Here is a 24,936-nt window from a genome sequence, read left to right on the forward strand (position 1 = left end):
ATTTTTTATATTTTGATATACTAGATATATGAATTTTTTTAGTAATAAAAATAGCGAAGATCTTGCTCTGGTATTAGATATCGGATCTGCTTCTGTTGGAGGATCATTGGTTAAATTTCCAAAAGGTAAAAATCCAGCAAAGCCTACTATTGTATATAGCGTACGCACTGATCTTATTTTTGAAGAAGATTTAAATTTTGAAAGTTTCTTGGCAAAGATGTTGCTCGCACTCGCTGACGTTGTAAAGAAAGTTCACGATGCGAGAATTGGTGCTCCAAAGTTTGCTTACTGTACTCTAGCTAGTCCTTGGTATGCTTCTCAAACTAGAATTATAAAGCTATCCAAAAATACTCCTTTTGTTTTTTCTCACAAACTTGCCGATGAGCTAATAGAAAAAGAGCGTAAAAATTTTGAGAACGAACACGCAGGAAGATATCGAGAGCTCGGTGAGAATGTCCGCATATTGGAAGCAAAGACAATCCGTGTTTCCTTGAATGGCTATAGAGTAAAAGATCCAATCGGTGTAAAAGCAACCGACTTAGATATGACTCTATACTTGTCTATGTCTCCTGAGGCAATCCTAGTGTCGATAGAAGAAGTTATAGAAAAAGTCTTTAGACTAAAGAAGATATCTTACTCATCTTTTGCTTTTGCTTCTTTTATTACCACTCGAGATCTTTTTGTACATGAAGATAACTTTATTCTTTTGGATATTGGAGGAGAGCTTACCGATATATCAATTATAAAAGATGGAATGTTGATAGAGAGCGTGTCTTTCCCTTATGGTAAGAATTTTCTCCTTCGAAAAGTCAGTCGCGCTCTAAAGAGAACTGGTGGGGAAGCATTGTCTTTGTATCGTATATATTCTGATCTAAAATTGGAGAAAAATCTGGCTGATAAATTTTCAGAAGTATTGAAGGAGGCTCAATCAGAGTGGCTTAGTAATTTTAGCAACGCACTTGCTGGTATTTCTGTAGAGTTAGGTATACCTGATACTGTTTTTTTGACTGCAGACAAAGACACGTCCAGTTGGTTTATTGCAACCCTAGAGAGTGAGGAGTTTCATAAATACACCACAACCGAACATCAGTTTAGAGTTATATCCCTTGGGTCTGTTGCTACTAGTGAGTATTTAAATTTTTCTGGTTCTGTGATTAGAGATCCATTTATAATGTTAGAAACTATTTTTATTACTAGAATTCGAGTATAATATATTTATGGCAAAAAATGTTGTAGAAGATATCATAAAGACACCAAAGCGTGAACCTTCTGTATTTTTTTCTGAGCTTGCAAAAGCTACTAACAAAACTCTATCCACACAAGAGGTTAAGCCGAAAAGTCCAAGAAGTACATCCAGAAGTACTTCTGCAAGACAATCTCCTCCGCCTAGAATTCCAAAGGATCCCATAAGTCCCGTTTTCACAGAAAGAAAATATCATAAACATGCACGTATATGGGTGTTTGCTGCTGTTTCAGTATTTATTTTATTTTTCGCTCTATCCTTTTTGTTTTCAGGTGCAAGCGTGTCAGTCTCACCAAAGACTGTTTCTGTAGACATTGCTACAGATTTTGCTTCAGAAAAAGATGCGATACTGCCTAGTCTACCGTTTCAGCTTATGGCTATAAGTGCTTCTGAAAAAGTTTCAAATCCTTCTACTGGTTCAAAAGTTGCTAGTAGTAAGGCAACAGGCACTGTTGTCTTATTCAACGAATACAGCACTACTCCACAGAATCTTCTTATAAATACTCGACTCGAGGCTCCAAATGGAAAAATTTACTATACCGATAAAGCAGTTTCAATACCAGGATATAAAAAGACTGGAACTACTATTACACCTGGATCAGTCGACGTGAAGGTTACAGCAGCCGAAGCAGGAGAAGAGTACAACAGTCCACTTACAGATTTCACAATTATTGGCTTTAAAACCAATGCCGACAAATATGCAAAGATGTATGGAAGAAGTAGAACTGAAATATCTGGAGGTGCTACTGGGAACATGTATACAGTCTCAGCAGAGGAAGCTAGTGCTTCATATGCAAAAGCTCGAGAAACATTGAATCAAACACTTATGACCCAAGCTCGCACTGAACTACCAGAAGGTTTTGTTCTCTTTGATAACGCATTATTTATATCTATAGATGAAGATAGTCCGATTACCGAATCAAAAGAAACTGAGATAACTCAAGTAGCTACAGGCACAGCCCAAGCTTTTATCTTTAAAAGATCTGACTTACACGAAGTTATTGCTCGTAAATTCATACAGGATTACGATGGTGATCTCGTGCATATCCCAGAGCTAGATAGCCTAGTATTTGAGCTTAGAAACAAAGACACAATAGTTCCCGCTACAGTTGAGGATATAACTATAAACTTAACTGGAAGTGCAAATATAATATGGGATGTAAATACAGAGGAAATCATATCTTCTTTGGTTGGCAAGCGTAAAAAAGATTTTCAATCCATCATGTCTATAAATCCAAACATTCAAAGTGCTGAAGTGGTTATAAAACCATTTTGGGAGAGAAAATTTCCAACCAAGCCAGAGTCAATTGAGGTTTTGGTAAAGGAAAGTTAATTTATACTCTTATAAATTTGACTAATACGTTTTCATTTGCTATTGTTATTTAGCTAACGCATGAGTGATAAAAAAGAAATTTCACGAATTGCTTCCGTCCAGGAAGCATTACCAAGTACTCTTTTTAGAGTTGCCTTTGAAGACGGTGAAGTTATTCTAGCTTACTTGTCAGGTAAAATGCGCATGCACCGTATAAAGGTTATGATCGGCGACAGAGTAGAGGTTGTGATAGACCCATACGGTGGAAAAGGACGTATTGTCAAAAGACTTTAAATAGAGTATTATATACAAGCATTTTATCAAATAACCCAAAAATGCTTGTAAACAAAGGGTTTTATACCCTTCATTTTCCATTATTTCATGAAAATCAGAGCAAGAGTAAAAAAGATGTGCGATAAATGCAAACTTGTTAAGCGCAAGGGTCATCTTCGCGTTATCTGTGATAATCCAAAGCATAAACAAAAACAATAAAATCAAATGAGAATACTAGGTATAACAATTCCAAACGAAAAGCGCATTGAGATAGGTCTTACATCCCTTTATGGTATTGGACTAACTAGATCAAGAAAGGTTCTTGATGAAGTTAAGGTCCCTTACAACAAAAAGGCAAGTGAACTTACTCCTGAAGAAGAAAATCAAATCCGTAAGCTTATCGAAGACTACAAGATCGAAGGAAATCTAAAGCGTGAAATTGCATCAAACATCAAACGCTTAAAAGATATCAAGGCTTACCGAGGAGTTCGCCACATGCGCAAACTTCCAGTACGGGGACAGAGAACAAAAACAAACTCTAGAACTGTTCGAGGAAACGTTCGAAAGACAATGGCAAGTGGACGCCGAAAACTTGAAAAGACTTAAGATTTAGATTTTATTTAACTTCCTAATTTATAAAAACCGTGGGTAAAAAGAAAATTACAACAAAAGAGGGTACAGAAGTAGAAGCTGAAGTAAAGGCTCCTGTTTCTGCTTCACCAAAAACTCCAAAGAAGAAGATCACTGCTGCGACAATGCACGTAGACGCTACTTTCAACAATACAAAGATAGTAATATCTGACAAAGCTGGTAATACACTTTTCTGGTCTTCAGCAGGAGCTATGGGATTCAAAGGTGCAAAGAAGGGAACTCCTTTCGCTGCTTCAAAAGTAGGTGAAATATTGGCTGACAAAGCTGGTGCACTAGGTATAAAAGAATTTGATGTAATTATCAGAGGTGTTGGTTCAGGTCGTGAGAGTGCTATTCGTACATTCATGGCAAGAGGATTTGATCTTACAGGTATTCGCGATATGACTCCTGTCCCACACAATGGTCCAAAACCAAAAAAACCACGAAGAGTTTAATTTTTAATAGTATTTAAAACGATTGAGTTATGATTACAGGTCCAAAATATAAAATGTGTCGAAGATTGGGTTCAGGTGTTTTTGAAAAATGCCAAACTCAAAAATACACTCTCTCTGAGGGTCGTAAATCTACATCTGGAAAAAGACCAAAACAACTTTCTGGATATGGAGAACAACTTCTAGAAAAGCAACGCATTCGCTTCAGTTATGGAGTTAGTGAAAAGCAATTTAAAAACTACGTTAAATACGCTAGTTCTATTAAGGGTGCAAACGCATCAGAAAAGCTATACGAATCTCTAGAAGCTCGTCTCGACAACATAACTTACAGACTTGGACTTGCTCATACACGAAATCTTTCACGACAGATGGTTTCCCATGGCCACATACTGGTAAACGGCAAACGCACAACAGTGCCTTCATTTAAAGTTAAGATTGGTGATGTTATTACAATACGCGAAGGGTCGAAAAAAAGCGTTTTGTTCGCAGAATTAGAGAAGAAGCAAAAAACTTATTCTATGCCAAACTGGTTGTCTTTTGACACAGCTCGCATGGAAGGCAAGGTTATCGGTGTTCCAAAAAATGCAGATGCGTTCCTCAATTTTAATGCAGTGCTTGAGTTTTATAGTCGTTAATCGTTATTAGTTAAACTAATCGAGATAATATATATGTTAGATCATTCAATTATGTTACCTTCAAAGCCTCGTGTTGTTTCAGAAGATGCAACTAAAGGTGTTTATGAAATCGACAATCTATATCCAGGCTACGGACACACACTCGGCAACTCTCTACGCCGCATAATCCTTTCTTCTCTACCAGGTGCAGCACTTACATCAATATCTATTGATGGTATTTCACATGAGTTTTCTACAATCGAAGGAGTAAAAGAGGATGTTATTATGATAATCCTTGCTCTTAAAAAAGTTCGTTTTAAAGTTAGTAGTGATGAACCTCAACAAGTAACACTAAAGGTTAAAGGACCAAAGGTTGTTACTGCTGGAGACATAGTATGTCCTGGACAAGTTGAAGTTATAAATACTGATGAATACATAACAGAAATCACAGGCAAAGGTAAAGAACTTTCAATAACTATGAACATCGAAACTGGTCTTGGTTTCGTGCAAAAAGATATGCACCAAAAGTCAAAGACAGATATCGGTACAATCGCTCTAGATGCACTATTTTCACCAATCCGCCGCGTAGCTTATGAAGTTGAAAACATGCGCGTGGGTGACAAAACAAACCACAATCGTCTACGTATGATCATAGAGACTGATGGTAGTGTTGATCCTCGTGAAGCTCTAAAGAGATCTATCGAAATCATGATCACTCAGCTCAAAGCTATTTTTGATTTCAAATTCGACGATGAAGCAAAGCCTGCTATCAAAGAGGAGTCTGCTGATGCATCTGTAGAAGAATCTGAAGGAGAAAAAGATTCAGGAGAAGATATGTCAGACATCCTAAAAACTCGTATTGATACTCTAGAGCTTTCTACTCGAACACTAAACGCTCTAAATTCTGCAAACATCCGAACAGTTGGAGGTATTGCTCGCAAGAAAAAAGAGGATTTACTCGAGCTTGAAGGTATCGGAGAGAAGGGTATTCAGGAAATCCGTCGTATGTTATCAAATTTTGGCATTACCCTAAAATAATCCCATTCGCTAATTACTAATCACTTTTACTACTATGAGACACGCAAACAACGTAAGAAAATTTGGCAGAACAGCAAACGCAAGAAGAGCACTTCTAAAGAGTCTTGCTCTTTCGCTTATCAAACACGAGCAAATCACAACAACTGAGGCAAAGGCAAAAGAATTGCGTCCTTATATCGAAAAGCTAATTACTCGTGCACAAAAAGGTGATCTAGCTACACGCCGTGCAATCGTTGCTCGTCTTATGAATAGAAAAACTGAGACAAAAAAGCTTTTTGATGAGATCGCTCCAAAGTATGCAAAGAGAAAAGGTGGATACACACGTGTGTTGAAACTTCCTCAGAGAAAAGGCGATGCAAGTAAAATGGCTATTATTGAATTTGTATAATATATAAAAATACGGTAGTATATCGAAACACAACTATGGAATACACACTTGATGCAAAAGGAATAACAGTAGGAAGAACTGCAACAAAAGCAGCGACTATTTTGATGGGCAAAAACAAGCCAGGAAGCAAGAAAAACGTTATAGCAGAAAACAAGGTTACAATCATAAATGCTTCACAGGCAAAGATAAGTGCAAAGAAAGCTCGCGAAACAGTACTTGAGCGTTACACTGGATATCCTAGTGGTCTTATACTACAAAATATTGATGAGGTTGTTTCAAAGAAGGGGCATTCAGAACTTTTCAAACTTGCAGTTTACGGAATGCTTCCAGGTAACAAACTTCGCGATAAGATTATGAAAAATCTAGTAATCACAGAATAATATGTCAGAAAAAACTACAACAAAAAGATATATTGAAACAATCGGACGTCGAAAGACAGCAAGTGCTCGCGTAAGACTTACTCCAAGTTCAAAGCTTTCAATAGAAGTAAATGGAAAAGAGCATTCAGCATATTTCCCTACAGACTCACACAGAGCAATAGTTATCGATCCTTTTGTAAAAGGCAAGATTGATTCAAAGTTTACAATCACAGCTCTCGTAACTGGAGGAGGAATCCACGCTCAAGCTGAAGCAATCCGTCACGGTATCGCTCGTGCGATCGTAGAGCTCGATGAAAATGAACACACAAATATCAAAAAACTTGGTTTCCTAAAACGTGATCCTAGAGCAAAAGAGCGCCGCAAGTTCGGTCTCAAGAAAGCTCGTAAGGCTCCACAATGGAGTAAACGTTAAAACAAAGAAGTCCCGAAAGGGATTTTTTTGTTTGACAAAATCCTATTTTACGGTATTATTTAAAAAAATGTACACACAATGAATAAAAAATTGAAAAACCAATTACGCCACAAAGCCGGGATATATTCTCTTTTTTCCAGAGGTAATATTTTCACAGCTATACTATTGGCGCTATGTATGAGTTTTGTATATGGGATTTTTACCTATGGTACGGTGGAAGATTATCCACTAAATCTTCTGGTGCCACTAATAGTCGCCCTTTTTATATCTATTGTTTTTGTATACCTACTTGGTAGGGTTACATATTCAGATATAGAATCGGCGTCTGATTCTATGCAGGTTAAAATAGGTGAAAAACTCCTCCTCATAGAGGTAGAGATCAAAGAGCTTAGCGATAAGATCGCAAAGAACCCAGCTCCAGCACGTTTTCTTGATGAACGTGAGGCAGACCTCTACGACCTACAAAAGGAGAAGGAAAAGCTCCTTGCGACGCTTGGGGAGCTTCAGAAAGTTCCATTCGAATTCAATTAAAAAATAAACCCTCAGTACGAGGGTTTTAATTTTGCCAATTTTTCAAATCCAAGTATAATCGTGTATATGAAAGACGAAGAAGACAAAAAAATAGATGAGACTGTGGTGGAGGATGCTGACACAGAAACTGACGAGGATGTAGTGGAATTTGTTTTCAATGATGATGGAGAAGAAGATATAAAAGCCACTTTAAAAAAGCTTAGAAAAGACTTAAAAGAAGCTCAAAAAGAAAAGACAGAGTATCTTACAAACTGGCAGAGAGAGCGCGCAGATTTTACAAACTACAAAAAAGATGAACAAGAAAGACGTGAGAGTACACTCGCTTATGCTCGGGAGAATTTTGCCGAAGAACTTCTACCAGTACTAGACGCATACGATATGGCTTTTTCAAACCGTGAGGCATGGGAGAAGGTAGATAAAAACTGGCGTATAGGTGTGGAATATATCCACGCACAGCTTTTGAAAGTTCTTGCTGACAACGGTGTGAATCCTATAAAGGTTTCTGTGGGGGACAAAGTTGACCCAAAACTTCATGAGGCAGTTGAAAATATTTCTACCGATGATGAAGCACAAGACCACTCTATAGCCGAAGTTACTCAGTCCGGATACATAATAGGCGAGCGAGTACTCAGAGCAGCGAGAGTAAAAGTGTTTGAATTCAAAAAATAAATAAAAAAAACGAGCATTGCTCGTTTTTTTTATTTATTTCCCAAATATTCCAAACAAAACTTTTCCAGTCTCTGAATCTATTGTATCAGTCGTAAAAATCATGATCTCTGTCGTAAGGCCGAGATCTTTTTTTATATTTTCAAACAAATGCTCAAGGGGGTAGGGAGATATCCAAGCACTATTTTTTAGACATACAAAACCTGCTTTCTTTAGCAGATAGCGCAAACTATCGCGTTCATTTTTTCTAGACTCAGGTAGATCCAGAAGTATAATTCTCCACTTACCATCCCATTTTGGGTCTAGGATTGCGCTGTCACTTTCTAGCTTTAGACTATTGGCCTTCTTTTTTCCTTCATTTGTTAGACGTGTGTATTTAGTTCTGTCTGAAGACAGATTCTCCACCAGACCTGCCTCTTTTAGGCCCTTCAGAGAGCGATTTATAGCGTATACAGGCACTTTTGTGGCAGGGCGAGGGGAAACACGCTCACTGAGCTCAGATAGCGAAATAACTGGCTTTTCAGACAGTATTTTGAGTATTTTCCTTGAGAAATCTGGCTTTTTTTGCATATCTAGATATTAACATACTTTTCACGAACGCAAAATACTTGTCAAAAAGTTATCCACATGTATAATAGGTCTATAGTTATTAAATTATCAGTAATGCTAATAAAAAATATGTCAAAAATCATTGGAATAGACTTGGGAACTACAAACAGTGCTGTATCTATCATCGAAGGTGGACAGCCAAAAATAATCGAAAACATTGAAGGTAATCGTACGACACCTTCTATTGTTGCTATGGCAAAGAACGGCGATCGTCTCGTCGGACTTTTAGCAAAGCGTCAGTCTGTTACAAATCCAGAAAATACAATTTACGGCATCAAGCGCTTCATGGGTCACAGATTTGATGATGCAGAAATTCAGAAAGACAGAGGTGTTGCTCCATACAAAATTGAAAAAGGCGAGAACGATGGAGTTGTTGTAAAAATGTCTGACAAGACTTATCGTCCAGAAGAAATTTCTTCTATGATACTTGCAAAGATCAAAGCTGATGTAGAAGCAAAGCTCGGAGAAAAAGTTACAGAAGCGGTTATCACAGTACCAGCGTATTTCAACGACTCACAACGCAAAGCAACAGTAGACGCCGGAGCTATCGCAGGCTTGGATGTAAAGCGTATTATCAACGAACCGACAGCAGCAGCTCTTGCATACGGATTCAATACTAAAAAAGATGAAAAGATTGTTGTGTACGACTTCGGAGGAGGAACTTTCGATGTGTCTGTACTAGAAGTTGGAAACGATGTTATCGAAGTAAAGTCTACTGACGGAGACTCTCACATGGGTGGAGAAGATATTGATCAGAAAATCATCAAATGGATCGCCGAAGAATTCAAAAAAGAATCCGGTGTAGATATAACAAAAGATGTTCTTGCTCTTCAGCGTTTGAAGGAAGCTGCTGAGAAGGCAAAGCATGAACTTTCTACTACAACAGAAACTGAAATCAATATTCCATTTATTACTTCTACGGCTTCAGGACCTCAACACTTACTGATCAAGATGAGTCGCGCGCAACTAGAAAGTTTGGCCGATGAATTCGTGTCTCGTTCTATCGAGATCACAAAACGTGCAATCGAAGCTTCACCATTTAAAATTGGTGATATAAACGAAATCATAATGGTTGGAGGTCAGACTCGTATGCCAAAGATTATTGAAGAGGTAAAGAAACTTTTTGGTAAAGAGCCAAATCGTTCTATCAACCCAGACGAAGTTGTAGCTCTCGGAGCTGCAGTGCAAGGTGGAGTTTTGAAAGGTGATGTACGAGATGTGCTACTTCTAGATGTTATCCCACTATCACTTGGAATTGAGACTTTGGGAGGTATCGCAACAAAGCTTGTTGAACGAAATACAACTATTCCGACATCTAAGTCACAGATATTCTCGACCGCAGCCGACAATCAAACATCTGTAGAAATTCATATTTCTCAGGGTGAACGTCAAATGGCTTCCGACAACAAATCTCTAGGAAGATTTATCTTGGACGGAATCCCGCCTGCACCTCGAGGTATGCCTCAGGTTGAAGTTACTTTTGATGTTGATGCAAACGGAATCCTTTCTGTAACTGCAAAAGACAAGACTTCTGGCAAGACTCAGTCTATCCGCATCGAAGCATCAAGTGGTCTTACAGACGAAGAGGTCAAGAAAATGCAAAAAGACGCAGAACTTCATGCAGAAGAAGATAAAAAGAAAAAAGACGCAGTTGATATAAAAAATACTACAGAGATGATTCTCTACACTGCTGAAAAAGCTCTCAAAGATAGCGAAGGTAAAGTATCTGATGAAATAAAGAACGGAGTTCAATCAAAGATCGATGCACTCAAGGCTGTAAAGGATGGAGACGACATGGAACAAATCAAAAAAGCTACAGAAGAACTTTCAAGCGAAATGAGTAAAATCGGTGAGGCTATGCAAAAGGCAAATGCTGAAGCTACTCCAAACACGGAGGCAGAATCTGAGCCAAAAACAGAGGAACCGATTCGTGATGCAGAGACAGGTGAGAGTGAAGTAAAATAATTATCAATCAAATATTAAAAATCCGCACAATCTGCGGATTTTTAATATGCTAAAATAAAAATATGTCTAAAAAAGAAGCAATATACGCAGGAGGATGTTTTTGGTGTACAGAGCAAGATTTGCGCAAAGTGAACGGTGTTATAGATATCATGCCTGGCTATACAGGTGGTAGTGAAAACGATGCAAACTACGATGATGTAGCCACACACAAAACTTCTCATCGTGAAGCGGTAAAAGTAGAGTACGATGATACGAAAACATCTTTCAAAAAGATCACACAGTTTTTTCTAGACCATATCGATCCGACAGATGCTGGTGGGCAGTTTTTTGACCGAGGAGAAAATTATAAAACTGCTATTTATTTTTCAAACGGAGATGAAGAGGGTATTGCTAAGTCACTTTTGGTAGAGCTTGGAGAAAGTGGAATCTATGACAAGCCGATTGCAGTTGGAATATTACCAACCCTGCCTTTTTATGTAGCCGAATCTGAACATCAAAATTATGCGGAAAAGAATCCGGTACGTTATAGTATATACAAGCAAGGTTCAGGCCGAGAAGATTTTGTAAACAATGTTTGTGCGATTAGAGATGAGAAAAAGATAAATTGGAAAGATTAAAAAATGAAACCAAAAAAAGTATTAGTAAATGACAAAATGCAAAAAGGGTATAGTTATATCCTAACTGAACCTATGGGCAAAAATTTTGCAAAAGATTTCAAGCCACAGCTTTCGCCCAAGCAGATGCTCGCGCTAGGAGTTTTTGGAGGTGTGTATATGCGTGATTGCACAAGAGAGTTTCCAAGTGATTGGTTTACGCGCGCCAAATTTGCAAAGGGTAAGCGTGATGCAAAAATAAATTATTTTAAAGTGAATGCCTCTCAGCCTCTGTCTGTTTGGAGAAAGAAAGGTTGGATATACAAAGAGGATCCACGCGGATGGTTCCAGTGGTATTGCAGATATTATATGGGACGAAGAATTCCGTCCGAAGATGCTATTCAGATAAAACGTTACCGTGCTATTCGTCGGCACGTCGGTCAGATTGTTGCCAATTGTAGGCCAGGGGATATAAACTGCCGACCTCGTCAGCGCCAAGCCCTGCTCCACTGGGCGTATGATTCTAGGAAAATCTAACTTTTACAAATTCTAAAAAATATGGTATAAAGTGCTAAATTTGTAAGAATATGGCATTTTATAAAAGAAAATATTTACCATCTCAGGCAGATATTGATCAGCTTGAAAGGGATCTAGAAGGACCCGATTTTAATTGTGTAAAGCTCTCTAATACTGATATTCGCAATTCACTAGCGAAGTACGAGAAAAAAGCACCTCGAAAAACCGAAGGTATTGAACGCGGGTTTGTGTTTATTCCAAAAGATCCGGACAATGATTATCGTGTAATCATCTGGGGTACTGCCAAGGAAGATGGCGGAGTGAAGCAATCCGATTATGGTTGGGTGCTAGTTTTAAAAGGAGACAAGCCAGTTTACTTTGCCAAACGCATGGAGCGGACAAAAAATTATATTATCAATATCAAGCGCAGAGCTTGGGTCACAATATACAAAGTTCGCAATCGTCCGCACTGCCCACATCCGGGCTGTGAGCGTTTTATGGAGATTTCGAAAACTTCTGTAATTGGTGCTGTGGTATGGAAATGTGAAAACAAAGCAGTTCACACTCGTCCATATTTTCGCAATTGGGATTATGGTTTGCCGAAAAAAGCCAAATCTTTTGTCGATGAAAATCGTAAATCTCGCAGGAGATACTATAAGAAATTGAAGAAGGAAAACAAGGTTGTAGAACCCGCCCAATTCAAAAGAAAAAAGCGAAAGCTAAAATAACAAAATCCACTTAATCCCCAAAAATTAGTTTGGGGATTTTATTATTTTCAAGTGTTATACTATCTCCACAAATGACTCAACGCGAAGCCCTAAACATACTAAAAACTGGTGCGAGTGTATTTCTAACTGGCGAACCCGGCGCTGGTAAGTCTTATGTTATTCGTGAATACGTAGATTATCTCCATGAGCACGGTATTGAGCCAGCTATTACAGCTTCGACCGGTATTGCTGCGACACATATACACGGGCAGACTATTCACTCATGGAGTGGTATTGGAATAAAAGATTTTTTGTCTCCATATGACTTGGAGGCATTGTCAGAAAAAGAATATCTAGTAAAACGCTTGAAGAACACAACTACACTTATAATCGATGAGATTTCTATGCTTTCTAGTTCTACTCTAGATTGTGTAGACAAAGTTTGTCGTAAACTTCGAGATACAGACGAACCTTTTGGTGGAGTTCAGGTTGTACTCGTAGGAGATTTTTTCCAACTTCCACCGATTTCAAACGCAAATAGTTTAAAAGATTTTGCTTATAATTCTAAGGCATGGACTGCTCTTGCTCCTGTAGTTTGTTATTTATCCGAACAACATCGCCAAGAAGATCCAGAGTTGCTGTCATTACTATCAGCAATCCGCAGAAACGAAGTCGAAGAAATGCATTTTGAATATATACAGTCTCGTATAAACACAGGTGAACAAATTTCAGAATCTATAACTCGTCTTTTACAAAAAATGTTTCTGTTGATGCATTGAATTCACAATCTCTAGGCAAGCTTACTGGTATGGATCACAAGTACAACATGGATTCAAAAGGCAAAGCTTCTATGGTCGAAGCTCTAAAAAAAGGATGTTTATCTCCGGAGGTTTTAGTACTAAAAAAAGATAGTGTGGTTATGTTCACAAAGAACAATCCACAAGCTGGTTTTGCAAACGGAACACTAGGCAAGGTTGTAGATTTCGATAGCTTGTCTCACTACCCAATAGTTCTAACTCGCAGTGGTAGACGGATCACTGTCGAACCTGCTGAATGGTTAATCGAAGAAGACGGTAAAGTGCGCGCGCGTATATCTCAGCTTCCACTCAGACTCGCTTGGGCGATCACTGTTCACAAGTCACAAGGTATGTCACTCGACGCAGCAGTGATGGACTTGCGTGATGTATTTGAATACGGCCAAGGCTACGTTGCGCTTTCTCGTGTGCGAACACTCGCTGGGATATATTTACACGGTATAAACCAGAAATCTCTCCAGGTTCATCCAGGGGTTCTAGAGACAGATGAATCTTTTCGCAACAAGTCCACAGACGCTGCATATTATTTTGAGTCACTTGATAGCTCTGCTATAAAAATCATGCATGATAACTTTATCAAAGCTTGTGGTGGTAGTGTTGAAAAGTTAGCAGCCGACAAGATGTCTAAAAAAACCAAAGATAAAACTGAAGAGAAAACTCTAGCGTTACTAGAAGAGGGTTGCTCTATTGAAGATATAAAAGAGCGAAGAGGTTTTACTGAAGGTACAATCATCGACCATATCGCCAACCTTGTAAAAAATGGAAAATTTGAAAAAGATCGAGTCCGAGAACTTTGTTCAAAAGATTTGCTTGATTGCCTACCTTCTATATTCAAGGCTTTCAAGACAGAAGGTTTTGAAAAGCTCGCACCCGTGCATGCATATCTAAAAGGTACATATACATACGACGAACTCAAGCTTGCGAGGATTCTATACTAGTGAAATCCTTCTACAAACAAATCATAATCGATTGGATTTAAACTTTTTATTTTAGCTACAAGTTCGTTGCAAGCCGATTCTTGGCCGCATATGTATATATCTGAATTATTGAAATCATATTTGCCTATATGATCTTGAATATAGCCTTTTGTGCAATTTGAATTTTCTTCAGGTCTTGAAACTGTAAAGTTGAATTCTATTTTGTTATTTTGGTGAGTTAGATTTTCGAAATAGTCTTTATACAAGACTTCGTTTTCAAATTTACTTCCAGTAAATATAGTGAGTTTTTCCAGATCGAGCATATCTTTGAAATATTCTACAAGTCCCTTTGTCACACCAGCACCAATACCAAATCCAAATAAATATACTTTTTTCCGATTCATTTTATCTACAGTGTTTAGTCCTAGTGGTCCCATTATTTCGAGTTCTTCTCCAGTCATATCCTTGGTCCAAAAGAGGGTAGACATCTTACCATTTGGAGTAAGTCGCATGGCTATTTTTATTATGTCTTTTTCTTCTGGACTAGAAGCTATCGAGTACGCTCTGCGAATTTTCTGGCCATCGATATTTATAAACAGATTTACAAAAGCTCCAGCCGAGAAATCTAGGGGTTCACTGAGCTTTATCTCAACTTCTTTTGCAGTCTTCGATAAGTCGACAATTTTATTTATTTTTCCTTTTATTATTTTTATTTTCATATAGTTTTTACTATTAGCGCTTTTCGCTCTCGATTTTTAAAGTAGGCCAGTGCAGTAAATATCGTTACGAGGATCATCGATACTGCTAGGTCTATGTGTCCATAAGTTAGAAATACATATAGCGAACTCGAGTAGAAGTATACATAAGAGAGCTTCTGAATTCTTTTCCAATTATCACCGAGTAACCTTTTAGAAAGACTATTTGATGTTATGAGCAAGATTATAGCGGTTATATCTCCCATATGAGCAAGTACAGCATAATTCACCATTGACCAATATTCTAGCGTAAAAAAGCTGTTTAGGTATCCGCCTGGGTCCATGATTATTTTAGCAAATATAAACGATACGATTATAGATGCAGACAGAACACCCGCCCCTTTTCGCAGTATCACAAGTGGTCTGATCCATTTATTTTCCATAAATATATCTGCCATTGGTCTCACAATCATCACGAAAAATAGAGCTACGTGTGAGATGTTGTATATATTTGTGATGTCGGTTGCGTTGAATGTATTTGGCGAAAACACCAAGACAAGTGGCAAGATCATCATCGCCAGTATAGATATCCCGAGTAATATTTCCTGTGTGTATTTTATTGTAGTTAAGTATTTTTTCATATATTTTTATTTACAACCCCAGATTCTGTTATGGTTATATATTTTATTTTTGATTCTGCAAATAGTACGTTCACATCTTTTATAGGTAAGCTCAAGAACACTTTTGCGAACGCTTCTGCGCTAGATCCACTTTCGTGTATTATGCTTGCTGAGATTGTTCCACTGTCAGTATTGCCGGTTCCAGACTTGTTTAGTATGTGATTTATTTTATTGCCAGATCTATCCCAAACCCTTTTGTATGTTCCACTTGTGGCTAGGCTTTGGTTGAATATTTCTACGGGTTCATTTTTATCTGGATTGACTGGATTGTAGATACTGAAGATAAATTTTCTATTGTGTTCGTCTAGACCTCGTGTGCATATATCTCCGCCTAGATTTACAATCACTCCACTTACACTTTCATTTTCAATTATATTTTGGGCTATTTTTTCGGCGAGATATCCCTTCAAGACTCCTCCGAAATCCAATTTTTGGCAATCAGCTAGAGTGATTTTATTATTCTCTATATCGATTTTTACACTATCAAAATCAATGTCATAACATAGATCTATCGGGGTGTCTTGTGGTGTAAGCTCTGTATATGTTTTGTCATACCCGAAACGCTCAATCTGTACGAGCGGATTAAATATTCCTTTCGTTTTTTTATAAAGCATAAATGCTTCACTTATAACTTCCATAAACTCTCTAGAAACATTCATCTCTTTTTTTTCATTCAGCTTTGATAGTTCACTGTCAGGTAGGAATCTAGAGAATTTTTTTTCATATTCTTTTATTGTGTTTAGCGCCTGCACTCCAAGTACACCTGCTTTTACCTCATCATTAGATATGATTGATATAAAGCACTCTGTGCCCATCGCTTTCATCTTAAATTCATATTCTTTATTCATAATGCAACTATAAAACAAAGAGATGAATAATAAATGAACGGGGTGTAGAATATAGATATGAGAATACTTTTAGTCGAAGACAACGAAAAATTGGCCAAATATACCAAGCAAATGCTCTACGAGGAGGGGTATTCTGTAGATGTGATTTCTGATGGTATTGCCGGTGAACGTATGGCAAGATCCGGTTCGCATGATCTCTTAATCCTCGATATTATGCTTCCGTCCAAGGATGGCATAGCAGTTTGCAAAAGTCTCCGCGAGAGTGATGTAAATTTGCCCATAATCATGATCACAGCAAGGGGAGAGGTAGATGACAGGGTCTTAGGTCTCGATAGTGGTGCCGATGACTATCTAGTGAAGCCGTTTGAGATGAAAGAGCTTTTAGCCAGAATTCGCGCACTACTCCGTAGGCCAGAATCAAAGATTAGTGAGACTCTCTCTATTCAAGATATAACCCTGGATAGTACAAAGCATCAGGTTTTCAAAAAAGGTGTTCTGATCCCTCTAACACTAAAAGAATATTCGATTCTCGAATATCTTATGCGCAATGTCGATACAGTAGTTTCGCGTGAGCAACTTCTCGAACATTGTTGGGATTTTGCATATAGTGCATTTAGTAACATAACAGATGTTTATATAAAAAGATTGCGTGAAAAATTTAAAGATACAGATGAAAAATATATTAAAACAATTCGAGGTGTCGGGTATGTCTTCAACTCCAAGTAATTTTAAAAAAGCCGTATTGAAACTGACTGTGTATTACACGTTGGGTGTTTTTGCTGTGATCCTAGTCTTTAACTTGATAGTTTATAGTCTTTTTTCTAATACTTTATATAAACAGTACGAAGAAGAGCGCGAGAATTCTTCTTATGAACACGAAGATGATTTTGAAGAGGGGGTTGAATCCAGAGTGGAAACAACCCAAGGCAACCTACTGGGTATATTTGTAGTTTCAGATGCAATCATACTTCTTTTGACAGTGTTGATTTCATATTTATTATCCAAACGCACACTTGCACCTCTGGAGATTGCATATAAAAAACAAGCACGCTTTGTTGCAGATGCAGCGCACGAACTTCGCACACCGCTTGCTGTTATGCGTGCCGGTGGAGAGGTTATATTGCGGAGCGACAGAAAAGTCTCTGAATATCAAAAATATATACAGGAGAATCTTGGCGAAGTAGAGAGACTGACAAATATTTCAAATGACCTTTTGATTTTGGCTCGTAGTGACAATCAAAACAAGAAACTTCTTGCAAAGATTAGCCTTTCAGATAATTTGAATGCCGTTATAAATATCATGGAGGTATATGCAAAAAGTAAAAACATAACGCTAAATTCAAAGATTGATGGAGATATCTTTATAAATGGCAAAAAAGACGACATCACAAGACTGGTTATGAACTTGGTCAAAAATGCTATTGATTACAATAAGATTGGTGGCTCTGTAGATATAGGGCTCAATAAAAGTCACAATACTGCACACATAATCGTCAAAGATAATGGAATAGGAATCAAAAAAGAAGCACTACCTTATATATTTGATCGTTTTTACAAGGCTGATAGCGCAAGATCAGAAGATTCTAATTCTGGGTCTGGGCTAGGGCTCGCTATAGCAAGAGATATAGTACTCTCTCACGGTGGTGAGATAAGAGTAGAAAGTATTTTCGGAGAAGGGACTACATTCTCCATAGATTTGCCTTGTGTATAAAAGGCATCCTCGTTCATTTTCTATTCATAATCTTTTTGTAGAGTATAAGCATTAGTAATAATTAACTAATAAATATATGGCACAATATGTATGTTTAGATTGCGGATGGATTTACTCTGAGGTAGACGGTGATCCATCTCGCGGAATAGCTCCAGGTACAAAATGGGAAGAGCTCCCAGATGATTTCAAATGCGCAGATTGCAGTGTACGAAAAAGCGATACACACATGTGGCAGAAAATTGATTAAAAAATATATGAAAAAAGATTTTAGAAATGTATTTATAACAACTTGCATGATAACCTGGACTTTGTTTTGGGGAGGTCTGTCATATCACAGGTATGTACTGGTGCAAGCTGAAGCACAGCATATAGCACAAGTTGCCGAAGACAATAGAATTGTCTTACTTGCAATACAACAAGAAAATATCCGTAAACAACAACTTGCCGCTGAGCAAAAAAGACTAGCGGCTGCGCAAGTTATCGCCAAGGCACAGACGGTTTCTGCCATACCTACACAAGTTTATATTCCTCCACAACCTCAAGTTGCCCAGGTGTCACAGCCAGTGTACACACCACCAACTCCAGTCCAAGTCGTAGTAACCAAACCTTCACGTCAGTCACGTGCAAGTTAATTAATCTAATAAATAATAATTATGAAAAAATACCTAATACCCACATTCGCATTTCTCTTGTTCTCAGGCTTTGTCGCATATGCGACAGTGAAAACACAATCAGTGCTTGATACAGTCGAGCCAGAGCAGGAGATTGCTCAAGTCGAGAAAGCTTTTGATGTTTCAGACACACTAGCTATCTCCGATGTATTTGAAGATCCAAAGCCGATTGCAGAAAACATTCCAGTTGTATCTGTTGTCACGCAGGCTCCAGCACAAAGTACAGAAACTATCAGTGATCCTGTACCAACAGAGTATGTGTATAGCTATGAAGATGGACATGATCAAGATGAGGATTATGGCGGAGATGACGAAGAAGACGAAGGCGATGATGATTAAAAATCTTCATTTGCTATAATATTCGCATGAATAAACAAACACAAAACATTATTGCGATTTTAGGTATTATTGTTTTTGGATTTTTAGCTTTTACATACACAGAAGACAGATCTGATGTTGGAGGTCGTGTTATGGCGCCAGTGGATTTGGTTTTGGGAGTTGGTGACAGTGGTGAGGCACTAGGACTTAGTGTTACTTTCAATGCACTTGTAAATGATTATCGTTGCCCAGTAGATGTACAGTGTATCGAAGGCGGGGCAGTAAATACAAACATAACCCTAAAAGACAGCGAAGGAGAAGTTACTGCAAACTATTCATCTGACGGAGTTCCTTATTCTTTCAACGGTTATGAAATTTCAATAGTCGGAGTATCTCCTGATATTTATTCAGAAAAGTTTATCGATCCAACTAGTTATGTAGTTACATTCAATATAAAAAGTGCTGCAACTGGTGCTGTAGACAATCCAGATTACAGTGGAGCAGCTGGCGGGACTGTTCCTGCAGGCGAGAATCCTTGTAGTGCAGTAGGTGGAACATGGGACGAAATGAACAGTGAGTGTCTCGAAGTAGACGCAAACATGTGTCAGGAAATTGGTGGAATGTTCAATGAGTGTGCAAGTGCTTGTCGAAACAACCCAGCGGCCGAAGTATGTACTATGCAGTGTGTACAGGTCTGCGAATTCAAATAATCTTTATGGAATTCATATCTACATTTATAACCCTCGCGGGGTTTGTCATCGGACTTGGAGCTGTGACTGTTATTGACTTGCATGGATTTCTTGGACGTAAATCTCCGTACTGGACAGAAGCAACTATTCGTACCCACAAAGTTACCAAGCCACTTATTTGGATCGGTATACTTCTCGTAGCAATCGGAACTTTCATATCTGGTGTAAACGAACTTATTTCATCTCTAGATTTTGCTTTTAGACTTGGAATTATATTTCTCATGATTTTAAATGGAAGCTTCTTGTCTTTTGTAATTTCTCCGGAGCTTTTGAAGAGAGAAAAAGATGGGAGAGCTAGTGAGATACTACCAAGTACAATGCAGAACAAAATTGTTGTTAGTTTTTTTGTATCTTTTATTCTCTGGTGGGGACTGTTGGCGTATGTTGTAAATAGCCTAATAAAATAAAATGCCCCAGAAACCAGCTGTTAAAAAAACTAAAAAAGTTACTGCAAAGCGTCTCGATGAAACTCTGTGGGAATATTGCAAAGAAGAAGCGATCACAAAGATGGGGAAGTTTTCTGCTCGTGCGATGCAATATGCTGTCTCCTTGTATAAGAAAAGAGGTGGACGATATGAAGGTAAGAAGTCGAAGGATAATTCTCTGGTGAAATGGACAAAAGAAGATTGGGGGTATGTTGCAGAACCCAAAAGGTCTAGATATCTACCCAAAAAGGCACGAGAGCATATGACTGTCGGAGAGAAGATTGCGACCGATAGAGCCAAGAATGCAGGAACAAAGGCTGGTTCGCAGTGGGTGAAGCAACCAAAAAAGATTGCCAAGAAAACTGCGAAGTATAGAATAAAATAATTCGTTTTAAAAAAGGTTTTGTTATAATAAAAGTATTAGAAAATTAATAAAAATTTCACATGTCTAAATCAAAAAAACTTTTGGCATTTGCAGCGTTCATATCTTTTGCGTTTGCTATCTACTTGTGGTTCATGGCGGATAGAGAATCTGCATTGTTTGTCGGACTCTGGGTTCCATCTATCCTATCTTTGTCCAACTTTTTCCGAAACTAAATGTCTGAGCTTGTGATATTTGTAGTCGGATTCATAGTGTCGGCAGTTGTCCTATCTGCCTTAGTTTACGAATACAAGAAATCCTAATTAATAAAATAAAAAGCCCTCCTATCCTGGAGGGCTTTTGTTTAATTTATATTTTCAATAATTATCTTGTGATTATCAAAGAAAATTGTATTTTTCTCGTACCACAACACACTTGGACAAGGTGATTTATTTACTTTTGATCTATATCCTGCGATCAGGTCTCTGCTTGTAACAACCTGATATCCATTTTCTATTGCGCTTTTTGCGGTTTCGTAAACACAAAAGCCTGCATTTACTCCCATGATTAGAATATTTTTAGTCTTGTGCGCTACGAGAATCTTATTCAATTCCGTCTTATAAAAAGCGTCATCGTATTTTTTATTTAGACAATACACACGAGCTTCTGGATTACCCTTCACAGCTTCCTGTATTTTTGGGGCTGTATTTCCATACCCTATGTATTCAAATATAACTATAGGAACTTTATTTGATATACAAAACTTTAAAACGGATACTTGAGGGGGGATTAGCTTGAGTTTGTTTGGTTTTTTGAATAGAAAATCTTTTTGCATATCTATCAACACAACACATATGTTGGCTAGATTAATTTTTTTACCCATTGGTACTTATTTCTAGGAACTCTATTACAGCTTTTATACGTTGTCAAATATATATTTTTTGGTGATTATTTAGTTGACTTATATGCTTTTATGTGATATAATACTAGGCATAAGTTCACTAAAACTAAATAAAAACGAATATGAATATAATTGTCGTGTTTGGCGGAGCTGACTTCGAAGAAGCAGCTGCAAGGTTGATTGCAAAAAAACATGGACTCGTACTTGCCACCGCGACGGTGGATGGAGTTCCTTGTCATGCAGGCAACGCATACAAAGCAAACGGCTTTGTAGTAGACGAAGGCAAGGAGAGCAACGAAGACATAGTTATAGTTTTCGAATGCTCAGAAAAGGTTGCAGGAAATCGCGAGATCATAATGGTCTGTGACCATCACAACCCTGGCGATCCCGGCTTCGGGTTTCCTCCGGAAAATTTCTGGAGAGGTAGTTCTATCGGCCAATTGTGCAAATATCTTAACGAAGAACCTACAGAGGAACTTCTTATGGTAGCTGCCTCTGATCACTGTTTTCCTGCTGCATATGCAGGAAAATGTCCGGGGATTAATCCGGAGGAGTTTGCGAAATTTCGAATCTCGCAGAAAGTTGCATTTTATGCAACAGATGTTCGTAATGCGCATAAATCAACTCCGTCGGAGCTGGAAGAAATTATCCAGATGACAATGCAGAAAATTTCTAAGGCTCCTATTATCGAACCTGGACTGGTTGATATGCGAGGACAGGGCTTCGTTGAAGAACTGCCTGAGTCGGCAGTGAGATTGGGACTGGCCTACATCTCGGAGATACAAGACCGTGATAGGAATCAGGTTCCTACAGGTAACATGAAAATTGTTATCGGCGGATGTACTGATCCTGAGATGGTCGTTTCCTTCATGGAATGGGCAAATGCTCTTCCTAACAAGGTCGGTAACGCATACGGAGATCCTATCCGTGGCTTTGCCGGAATTGTTGTGAAGCCTTAAATTTTTTCAAAACCCTCCGATTGCGGAGGGTTTTTAATATGCTTGTGTAGACAAATTATCTCCCAAAGAAAAAAGGCTGTTCCGTAGAACAGCCTTCTAAAACTCCTATTTATAAGTCTCCGGATGGTGCCGGCAGATTTCTGCGAAATCTTCTCCAATTCCGCATACTTGGGACACCCGATACGTATCCCGCAACCTCAAGCAAGTGAGGACTTGCTTGATTTAGACTATTTCTCCGTTCGCTCGCCACTACTGGGAGATAAAGAGCTTTTTGTAAAGATAACACATAAATCTGGATAGTCAAACAACCCTACCGCCTCGTATCCTCGAGGCGGTTTCTCCACCCAAAATACCATTGTTTTGAGAGGGGATTTGTGGGATGATAAATAAATATAATGGATAAATACATACAAAGCATATCTAAAAAATACTTAGATACTCAAACAAGTGAAATGGGATATCGTACGGATTTTGAAAATTTTCTCGAAACTATTTTTTCAAAAGAGCAAAAATACCATATTCATCATGATGCAAAAGCTGTGGGTGGAAATAAGCCTGATTTCGTTGTACTTAAAAACCAAATACCAGTTTTGTATATTGAAAATAAAGATATTGGTATTGATTTAGATAAAATAGAGAAGTCTAATCAGATGGATAGATATTTTGGATATGATAACCTTATTTTGACTGACCAAATAGAATTTAGATTTTATCGAAACGGAGAAAAATATGATGAATCAATTAAAATCGCAACATACGATAAATCAAATAGAACGATTAATCCTATCCCAGAAAATTTTACACTTCTAGAAAAAACTATTATAGATTTCACTCTTTCTCACAAAGAACCAATTAAACGAGGGAAGCGTCTTGCTCAAATTATGGGTGGAAAAGCTCAACGCATTCGTGACAATGTTTGTGACATGCTTACTTCTAATAATGAAAAATATGCAGAACTTTTAAATATAAAAAAAGTAGTTACTGAAAATCTTGTTTCGAATTTAAAAGATGAAGACTTTGCTGATATGTACGCGCAAACCCTTGTATATGGACTTTTTGCGGCTCGGTATAATGATAAGACAAATGATACTTTTTCTCGTGCTGAAGCTCGAGATTTGGTTCCAAAAACAAACCCATTCCTACATTCTTTTTTTGATCACATCGCAGGAGCGTCTTTTCCTGATAGATTGCGGTTTATTGTAGACGAACTTTGCGAAGTTTTTTCTCATGCAGATATTCAAAAAATTCTTCATGATTTTTATGGAAAAGAAAAAGATAATAAAGATCCAATAATTCATTTTTATGAAGATTTCTTGAAAGAATATGATTCAAAAAAGAAGATGGAAATGGGAGTTTTTTATACTCCTCGTCAAGTTGTGAAGTTTATTGTGCGTTCTGTTGATGAAATTTTGAAAAAAGAATTTGGTCTTGCTAAAGGTCTTGCTGACGCAGAGAAAATTAAAATAAATAAAAAAGAAATCTATCAAGCTCAAAAAAGAACAAAGGCTGAAGAAAAGAAAGATGGTTCAATAATAGAAGTTCAAAAAGAATATCACAAGGTACAGGTTTTGGATATAGCGACAGGAACAGGAACATTTTTAAACGAAGTTATTGAACATATTCACAAGAGCTTTATAGGTCAAGAAGGGCGTTGGGAGAGTTATGTTAAAGAAAACCTTTTACCTCGCCTTCACGGTTTTGAGCTTATGATGGCTTCATACACAATTGCGCATTTAAAGCTTGGGATGACTTTATTTGATTCTGGGGTTACTAATTTAAACCAACGTTTGGGTGTTTATTTGACAAATACACTCGATGAGCCAAAAGACTATTCAAATCAAGGTTCACTTTTTGGATTTATGGATGCTATTGCTGAAGAGTCAAAAAGTGCTTCAAGGGTAAAATCTGAATATCCAATAATGTGTGTAGTAGGAAATCCGCCGTATTCCATTAGTTCTAGCAACAAGGGTGAATATATTACTGACTTAATTAATGTATATAAAACAAAACTAAAAGAAAAAAATATACAACCAATTTCAGATGATTATATTAAATTTATTAGATTTGCTGAAAACCTAATAGAAAAAAATAACTCCGGAGTTGTTGCAATGATTACAAATAATTCTTTTATTGACGGGATTATTCATAGGCAAATGAGAAAACATTTACTCGAGACTTTTAATACCATTTACATACTTAATTTAAGTCCTAGGAATCATAAAGAAGATCAAAATGTTTTTGATATCAAACAAGGTGTTTCAATAAATATTTTTGTTAAAAACTCGAAAAAAGACAAAGTTTTAGGAGATGTTTTTTATGCAGAGATAGCTGCGAAAAGAGAAGAGAAGTTTCGGGTATTGGATGATAATAATATAAAGTATGAAAAGTTAGACTATTCAGATCCATATTATTTTTTTGTTCCAAAGGATTTCTCAAATATTAAGGAATACAGCAAAGGATTTATTTTATCGGACATTTTTATGCATCAAAATGCTGGATGTGCTACTGGTAAAGATGATCTATTGGTAAATTTTAACAAAAAGATTTAACCGATAAA

The 24,936-nt window shown here is 37.5% G+C and carries 35 protein-coding genes; 30 read left to right on the plus strand and 5 right to left on the minus strand.

Features of this window, described 5'->3' with window-relative positions; translation table 11 throughout:
* Positions 1–28 precede the first annotated feature (28 nt).
* From IPJ63_03250 to IPJ63_03310, 13 genes are all read left to right on the plus strand, one after another.
* Positions 29–1,210: a hypothetical protein gene (locus tag IPJ63_03250; protein QQR76487.1), complete on the plus strand. Its 1,182-nt coding sequence runs from the start codon at positions 29–31 to the stop codon at positions 1,208–1,210.
* A gap of 7 nt (positions 1,211–1,217) precedes the next feature.
* A complete protein-coding gene (locus IPJ63_03255; protein QQR76488.1) occupies positions 1,218–2,576 on the plus strand; it encodes a hypothetical protein in 1,359 nt (452 codons plus the stop codon).
* 60 nt (positions 2,577–2,636) lie between these two features.
* Complete coding sequence (gene infA, locus IPJ63_03260) at positions 2,637–2,849, plus strand: translation initiation factor IF-1 (protein QQR76489.1); 213 nt, start codon at positions 2,637–2,639, stop codon at positions 2,847–2,849.
* Between the two features lie 87 nt (positions 2,850–2,936).
* Complete coding sequence (gene rpmJ / locus IPJ63_03265; protein QQR76490.1) at positions 2,937–3,047, plus strand: 50S ribosomal protein L36; 111 nt, start codon at positions 2,937–2,939, stop codon at positions 3,045–3,047.
* 6 nt (positions 3,048–3,053) lie between these two features.
* Complete coding sequence (gene rpsM / locus IPJ63_03270) at positions 3,054–3,434, plus strand: 30S ribosomal protein S13 (GenBank protein ID QQR76491.1); 381 nt, start codon at positions 3,054–3,056, stop codon at positions 3,432–3,434.
* A gap of 149 nt (positions 3,435–3,583) precedes the next feature.
* Complete coding sequence (rpsK, locus tag IPJ63_03275; protein ID QQR77022.1) at positions 3,584–3,913, plus strand: 30S ribosomal protein S11; 330 nt, start codon at positions 3,584–3,586, stop codon at positions 3,911–3,913.
* Positions 3,914–3,942: 29 nt separating this feature from the next.
* Positions 3,943–4,545 (plus strand): 30S ribosomal protein S4, encoded by a 603-nt coding sequence (gene rpsD, locus IPJ63_03280; GenBank protein ID QQR76492.1) that lies wholly within the window; start codon positions 3,943–3,945, stop codon positions 4,543–4,545.
* A gap of 33 nt (positions 4,546–4,578) precedes the next feature.
* Positions 4,579–5,562, plus strand: a complete 984-nt coding sequence (locus tag IPJ63_03285; GenBank protein ID QQR76493.1) for a DNA-directed RNA polymerase subunit alpha — start codon at positions 4,579–4,581, stop codon at positions 5,560–5,562.
* A gap of 34 nt (positions 5,563–5,596) precedes the next feature.
* Positions 5,597–5,950: a 50S ribosomal protein L17 gene (gene rplQ / locus IPJ63_03290; GenBank protein ID QQR76494.1), complete on the plus strand. Its 354-nt coding sequence runs from the start codon at positions 5,597–5,599 to the stop codon at positions 5,948–5,950.
* A gap of 35 nt (positions 5,951–5,985) precedes the next feature.
* On the plus strand, positions 5,986–6,330 hold the full coding sequence (locus IPJ63_03295) for an uL13 family ribosomal protein (GenBank protein ID QQR76495.1): 345 nt from the start codon (positions 5,986–5,988) through the stop codon (positions 6,328–6,330).
* Between the two features lies 1 nt (position 6,331).
* Positions 6,332–6,742 (plus strand): 30S ribosomal protein S9, encoded by a 411-nt coding sequence (rpsI, locus tag IPJ63_03300; GenBank protein QQR76496.1) that lies wholly within the window; start codon positions 6,332–6,334, stop codon positions 6,740–6,742.
* Positions 6,743–6,919: 177 nt separating this feature from the next.
* Complete coding sequence (locus tag IPJ63_03305) at positions 6,920–7,273, plus strand: hypothetical protein (protein ID QQR76497.1); 354 nt, start codon at positions 6,920–6,922, stop codon at positions 7,271–7,273.
* 66 nt (positions 7,274–7,339) lie between these two features.
* On the plus strand, positions 7,340–7,942 hold the full coding sequence (locus IPJ63_03310; protein QQR76498.1) for a nucleotide exchange factor GrpE: 603 nt from the start codon (positions 7,340–7,342) through the stop codon (positions 7,940–7,942).
* Between the two features lie 33 nt (positions 7,943–7,975).
* On the opposite strand, the gene IPJ63_03315 is transcribed toward IPJ63_03310, so the two are convergent.
* Positions 7,976–8,509 carry a hypothetical protein gene (locus IPJ63_03315; protein ID QQR76499.1) on the minus strand — a complete coding sequence of 178 codons (534 nt, stop codon included), beginning with the start codon at positions 8,507–8,509 and terminating at the stop codon, positions 7,976–7,978.
* 108 nt (positions 8,510–8,617) lie between these two features.
* Here IPJ63_03315 and dnaK point away from each other — a divergent pair, with 108 nt between their 5' ends.
* The 6 genes from dnaK to IPJ63_03345 all read left to right on the plus strand — a co-directional run bounded on the left by dnaK (position 8,618) and on the right by IPJ63_03345 (position 14,082).
* The gene (gene dnaK, locus IPJ63_03320; GenBank protein QQR76500.1) at positions 8,618–10,513 is read left to right on the plus strand and encodes a molecular chaperone DnaK; all 1,896 of its coding nucleotides are present in this window, start codon (positions 8,618–8,620) and stop codon (positions 10,511–10,513) included.
* 62 nt (positions 10,514–10,575) lie between these two features.
* The gene (gene msrA, locus IPJ63_03325; protein ID QQR76501.1) at positions 10,576–11,130 is read left to right on the plus strand and encodes a peptide-methionine (S)-S-oxide reductase MsrA; all 555 of its coding nucleotides are present in this window, start codon (positions 10,576–10,578) and stop codon (positions 11,128–11,130) included.
* A gap of 3 nt (positions 11,131–11,133) precedes the next feature.
* Positions 11,134–11,643, plus strand: a complete 510-nt coding sequence (locus IPJ63_03330) for a hypothetical protein (protein QQR76502.1) — start codon at positions 11,134–11,136, stop codon at positions 11,641–11,643.
* Between the two features lie 50 nt (positions 11,644–11,693).
* Positions 11,694–12,350, plus strand: coding sequence for a hypothetical protein (locus IPJ63_03335; protein QQR76503.1), 657 nt, complete (start codon positions 11,694–11,696; stop codon positions 12,348–12,350).
* A gap of 71 nt (positions 12,351–12,421) precedes the next feature.
* Positions 12,422–13,108, plus strand: coding sequence for an AAA family ATPase (locus IPJ63_03340; GenBank protein ID QQR76504.1), 687 nt, complete (start codon positions 12,422–12,424; stop codon positions 13,106–13,108).
* Positions 13,105–14,082: a helix-turn-helix domain-containing protein gene (locus IPJ63_03345; GenBank protein QQR76505.1), complete on the plus strand. Its 978-nt coding sequence runs from the start codon at positions 13,105–13,107 to the stop codon at positions 14,080–14,082. The genes IPJ63_03340 and IPJ63_03345 overlap by 4 nt, the downstream gene beginning before the upstream one ends.
* Here the strand turns inward: IPJ63_03345 and IPJ63_03350 are convergent.
* From IPJ63_03350 to IPJ63_03360, 3 genes are read right to left on the minus strand one after another with little or no spacing between them, the layout of a single operon-like run.
* A complete protein-coding gene (locus IPJ63_03350) occupies positions 14,079–14,780 on the minus strand; it encodes an FAD-dependent oxidoreductase (protein ID QQR76506.1) in 702 nt (233 codons plus the stop codon). The two genes, IPJ63_03345 and IPJ63_03350, sit on opposite strands and share 4 nt — an antisense overlap.
* Entirely contained in the window at positions 14,777–15,397 is a 621-nt protein-coding gene (locus IPJ63_03355) for a hypothetical protein (protein QQR76507.1), read from the minus strand. The genes IPJ63_03350 and IPJ63_03355 overlap by 4 nt, the downstream gene beginning before the upstream one ends.
* Positions 15,394–16,284 carry an FAD:protein FMN transferase gene (locus tag IPJ63_03360; GenBank protein QQR76508.1) on the minus strand — a complete coding sequence of 297 codons (891 nt, stop codon included), beginning with the start codon at positions 16,282–16,284 and terminating at the stop codon, positions 15,394–15,396. Before IPJ63_03360 ends, IPJ63_03355 begins: the two co-directional genes overlap by 4 nt.
* A 57-nt stretch (positions 16,285–16,341) precedes the next feature.
* Here IPJ63_03360 and IPJ63_03365 point away from each other — a divergent pair, with 57 nt between their 5' ends.
* The 9 genes from IPJ63_03365 (at position 16,342) to IPJ63_03405 (ending at position 20,755) form a co-directional block, all read left to right on the plus strand.
* Complete coding sequence (locus IPJ63_03365) at positions 16,342–17,010, plus strand: response regulator transcription factor (protein QQR76509.1); 669 nt, start codon at positions 16,342–16,344, stop codon at positions 17,008–17,010.
* The gene (locus IPJ63_03370) at positions 16,955–17,995 is read left to right on the plus strand and encodes a HAMP domain-containing histidine kinase (GenBank protein QQR76510.1); all 1,041 of its coding nucleotides are present in this window, start codon (positions 16,955–16,957) and stop codon (positions 17,993–17,995) included. The genes IPJ63_03365 and IPJ63_03370 overlap by 56 nt, the downstream gene beginning before the upstream one ends.
* A gap of 76 nt (positions 17,996–18,071) precedes the next feature.
* Positions 18,072–18,242, plus strand: coding sequence for a rubredoxin (locus tag IPJ63_03375; protein QQR76511.1), 171 nt, complete (start codon positions 18,072–18,074; stop codon positions 18,240–18,242).
* Between the two features lie 7 nt (positions 18,243–18,249).
* Positions 18,250–18,627, plus strand: a complete 378-nt coding sequence (locus IPJ63_03380) for a hypothetical protein (protein QQR76512.1) — start codon at positions 18,250–18,252, stop codon at positions 18,625–18,627.
* A 21-nt stretch (positions 18,628–18,648) separates the two neighbouring features.
* Positions 18,649–19,005: a hypothetical protein gene (locus IPJ63_03385; protein QQR76513.1), complete on the plus strand. Its 357-nt coding sequence runs from the start codon at positions 18,649–18,651 to the stop codon at positions 19,003–19,005.
* A 26-nt stretch (positions 19,006–19,031) separates the two neighbouring features.
* The gene (locus tag IPJ63_03390; protein ID QQR76514.1) at positions 19,032–19,694 is read left to right on the plus strand and encodes a hypothetical protein; all 663 of its coding nucleotides are present in this window, start codon (positions 19,032–19,034) and stop codon (positions 19,692–19,694) included.
* A gap of 5 nt (positions 19,695–19,699) precedes the next feature.
* The gene (locus IPJ63_03395; protein ID QQR76515.1) at positions 19,700–20,140 is read left to right on the plus strand and encodes a hypothetical protein; all 441 of its coding nucleotides are present in this window, start codon (positions 19,700–19,702) and stop codon (positions 20,138–20,140) included.
* Between the two features lies 1 nt (position 20,141).
* Entirely contained in the window at positions 20,142–20,543 is a 402-nt protein-coding gene (locus IPJ63_03400; GenBank protein QQR76516.1) for a hypothetical protein, read from the plus strand.
* Positions 20,544–20,602: 59 nt separating this feature from the next.
* Complete coding sequence (locus IPJ63_03405; GenBank protein QQR76517.1) at positions 20,603–20,755, plus strand: hypothetical protein; 153 nt, start codon at positions 20,603–20,605, stop codon at positions 20,753–20,755.
* Between the two features lie 128 nt (positions 20,756–20,883).
* Here IPJ63_03405 and IPJ63_03410 read toward each other — a convergent pair whose 3' ends face one another.
* The gene (locus IPJ63_03410) at positions 20,884–21,402 is read right to left on the minus strand and encodes a cysteine hydrolase (GenBank protein QQR76518.1); all 519 of its coding nucleotides are present in this window, start codon (positions 21,400–21,402) and stop codon (positions 20,884–20,886) included.
* Between the two features lie 140 nt (positions 21,403–21,542).
* Here IPJ63_03410 and IPJ63_03415 point away from each other — a divergent pair, with 140 nt between their 5' ends.
* Positions 21,543–22,379, plus strand: coding sequence for a hypothetical protein (locus IPJ63_03415; protein QQR76519.1), 837 nt, complete (start codon positions 21,543–21,545; stop codon positions 22,377–22,379).
* A gap of 395 nt (positions 22,380–22,774) precedes the next feature.
* Positions 22,775–24,928 (plus strand): N-6 DNA methylase, encoded by a 2,154-nt coding sequence (locus IPJ63_03420; protein QQR76520.1) that lies wholly within the window; start codon positions 22,775–22,777, stop codon positions 24,926–24,928.
* Positions 24,929–24,936: the final 8 nt, after the last annotated feature.

It is taken from the genome of Candidatus Nomurabacteria bacterium, from assembly GCA_016699365.1.
In the GTDB taxonomy this organism is placed as follows: Bacteria; Patescibacteriota; Minisyncoccia; order Phycocordibacterales; family UBA9973; genus CAZLWF01.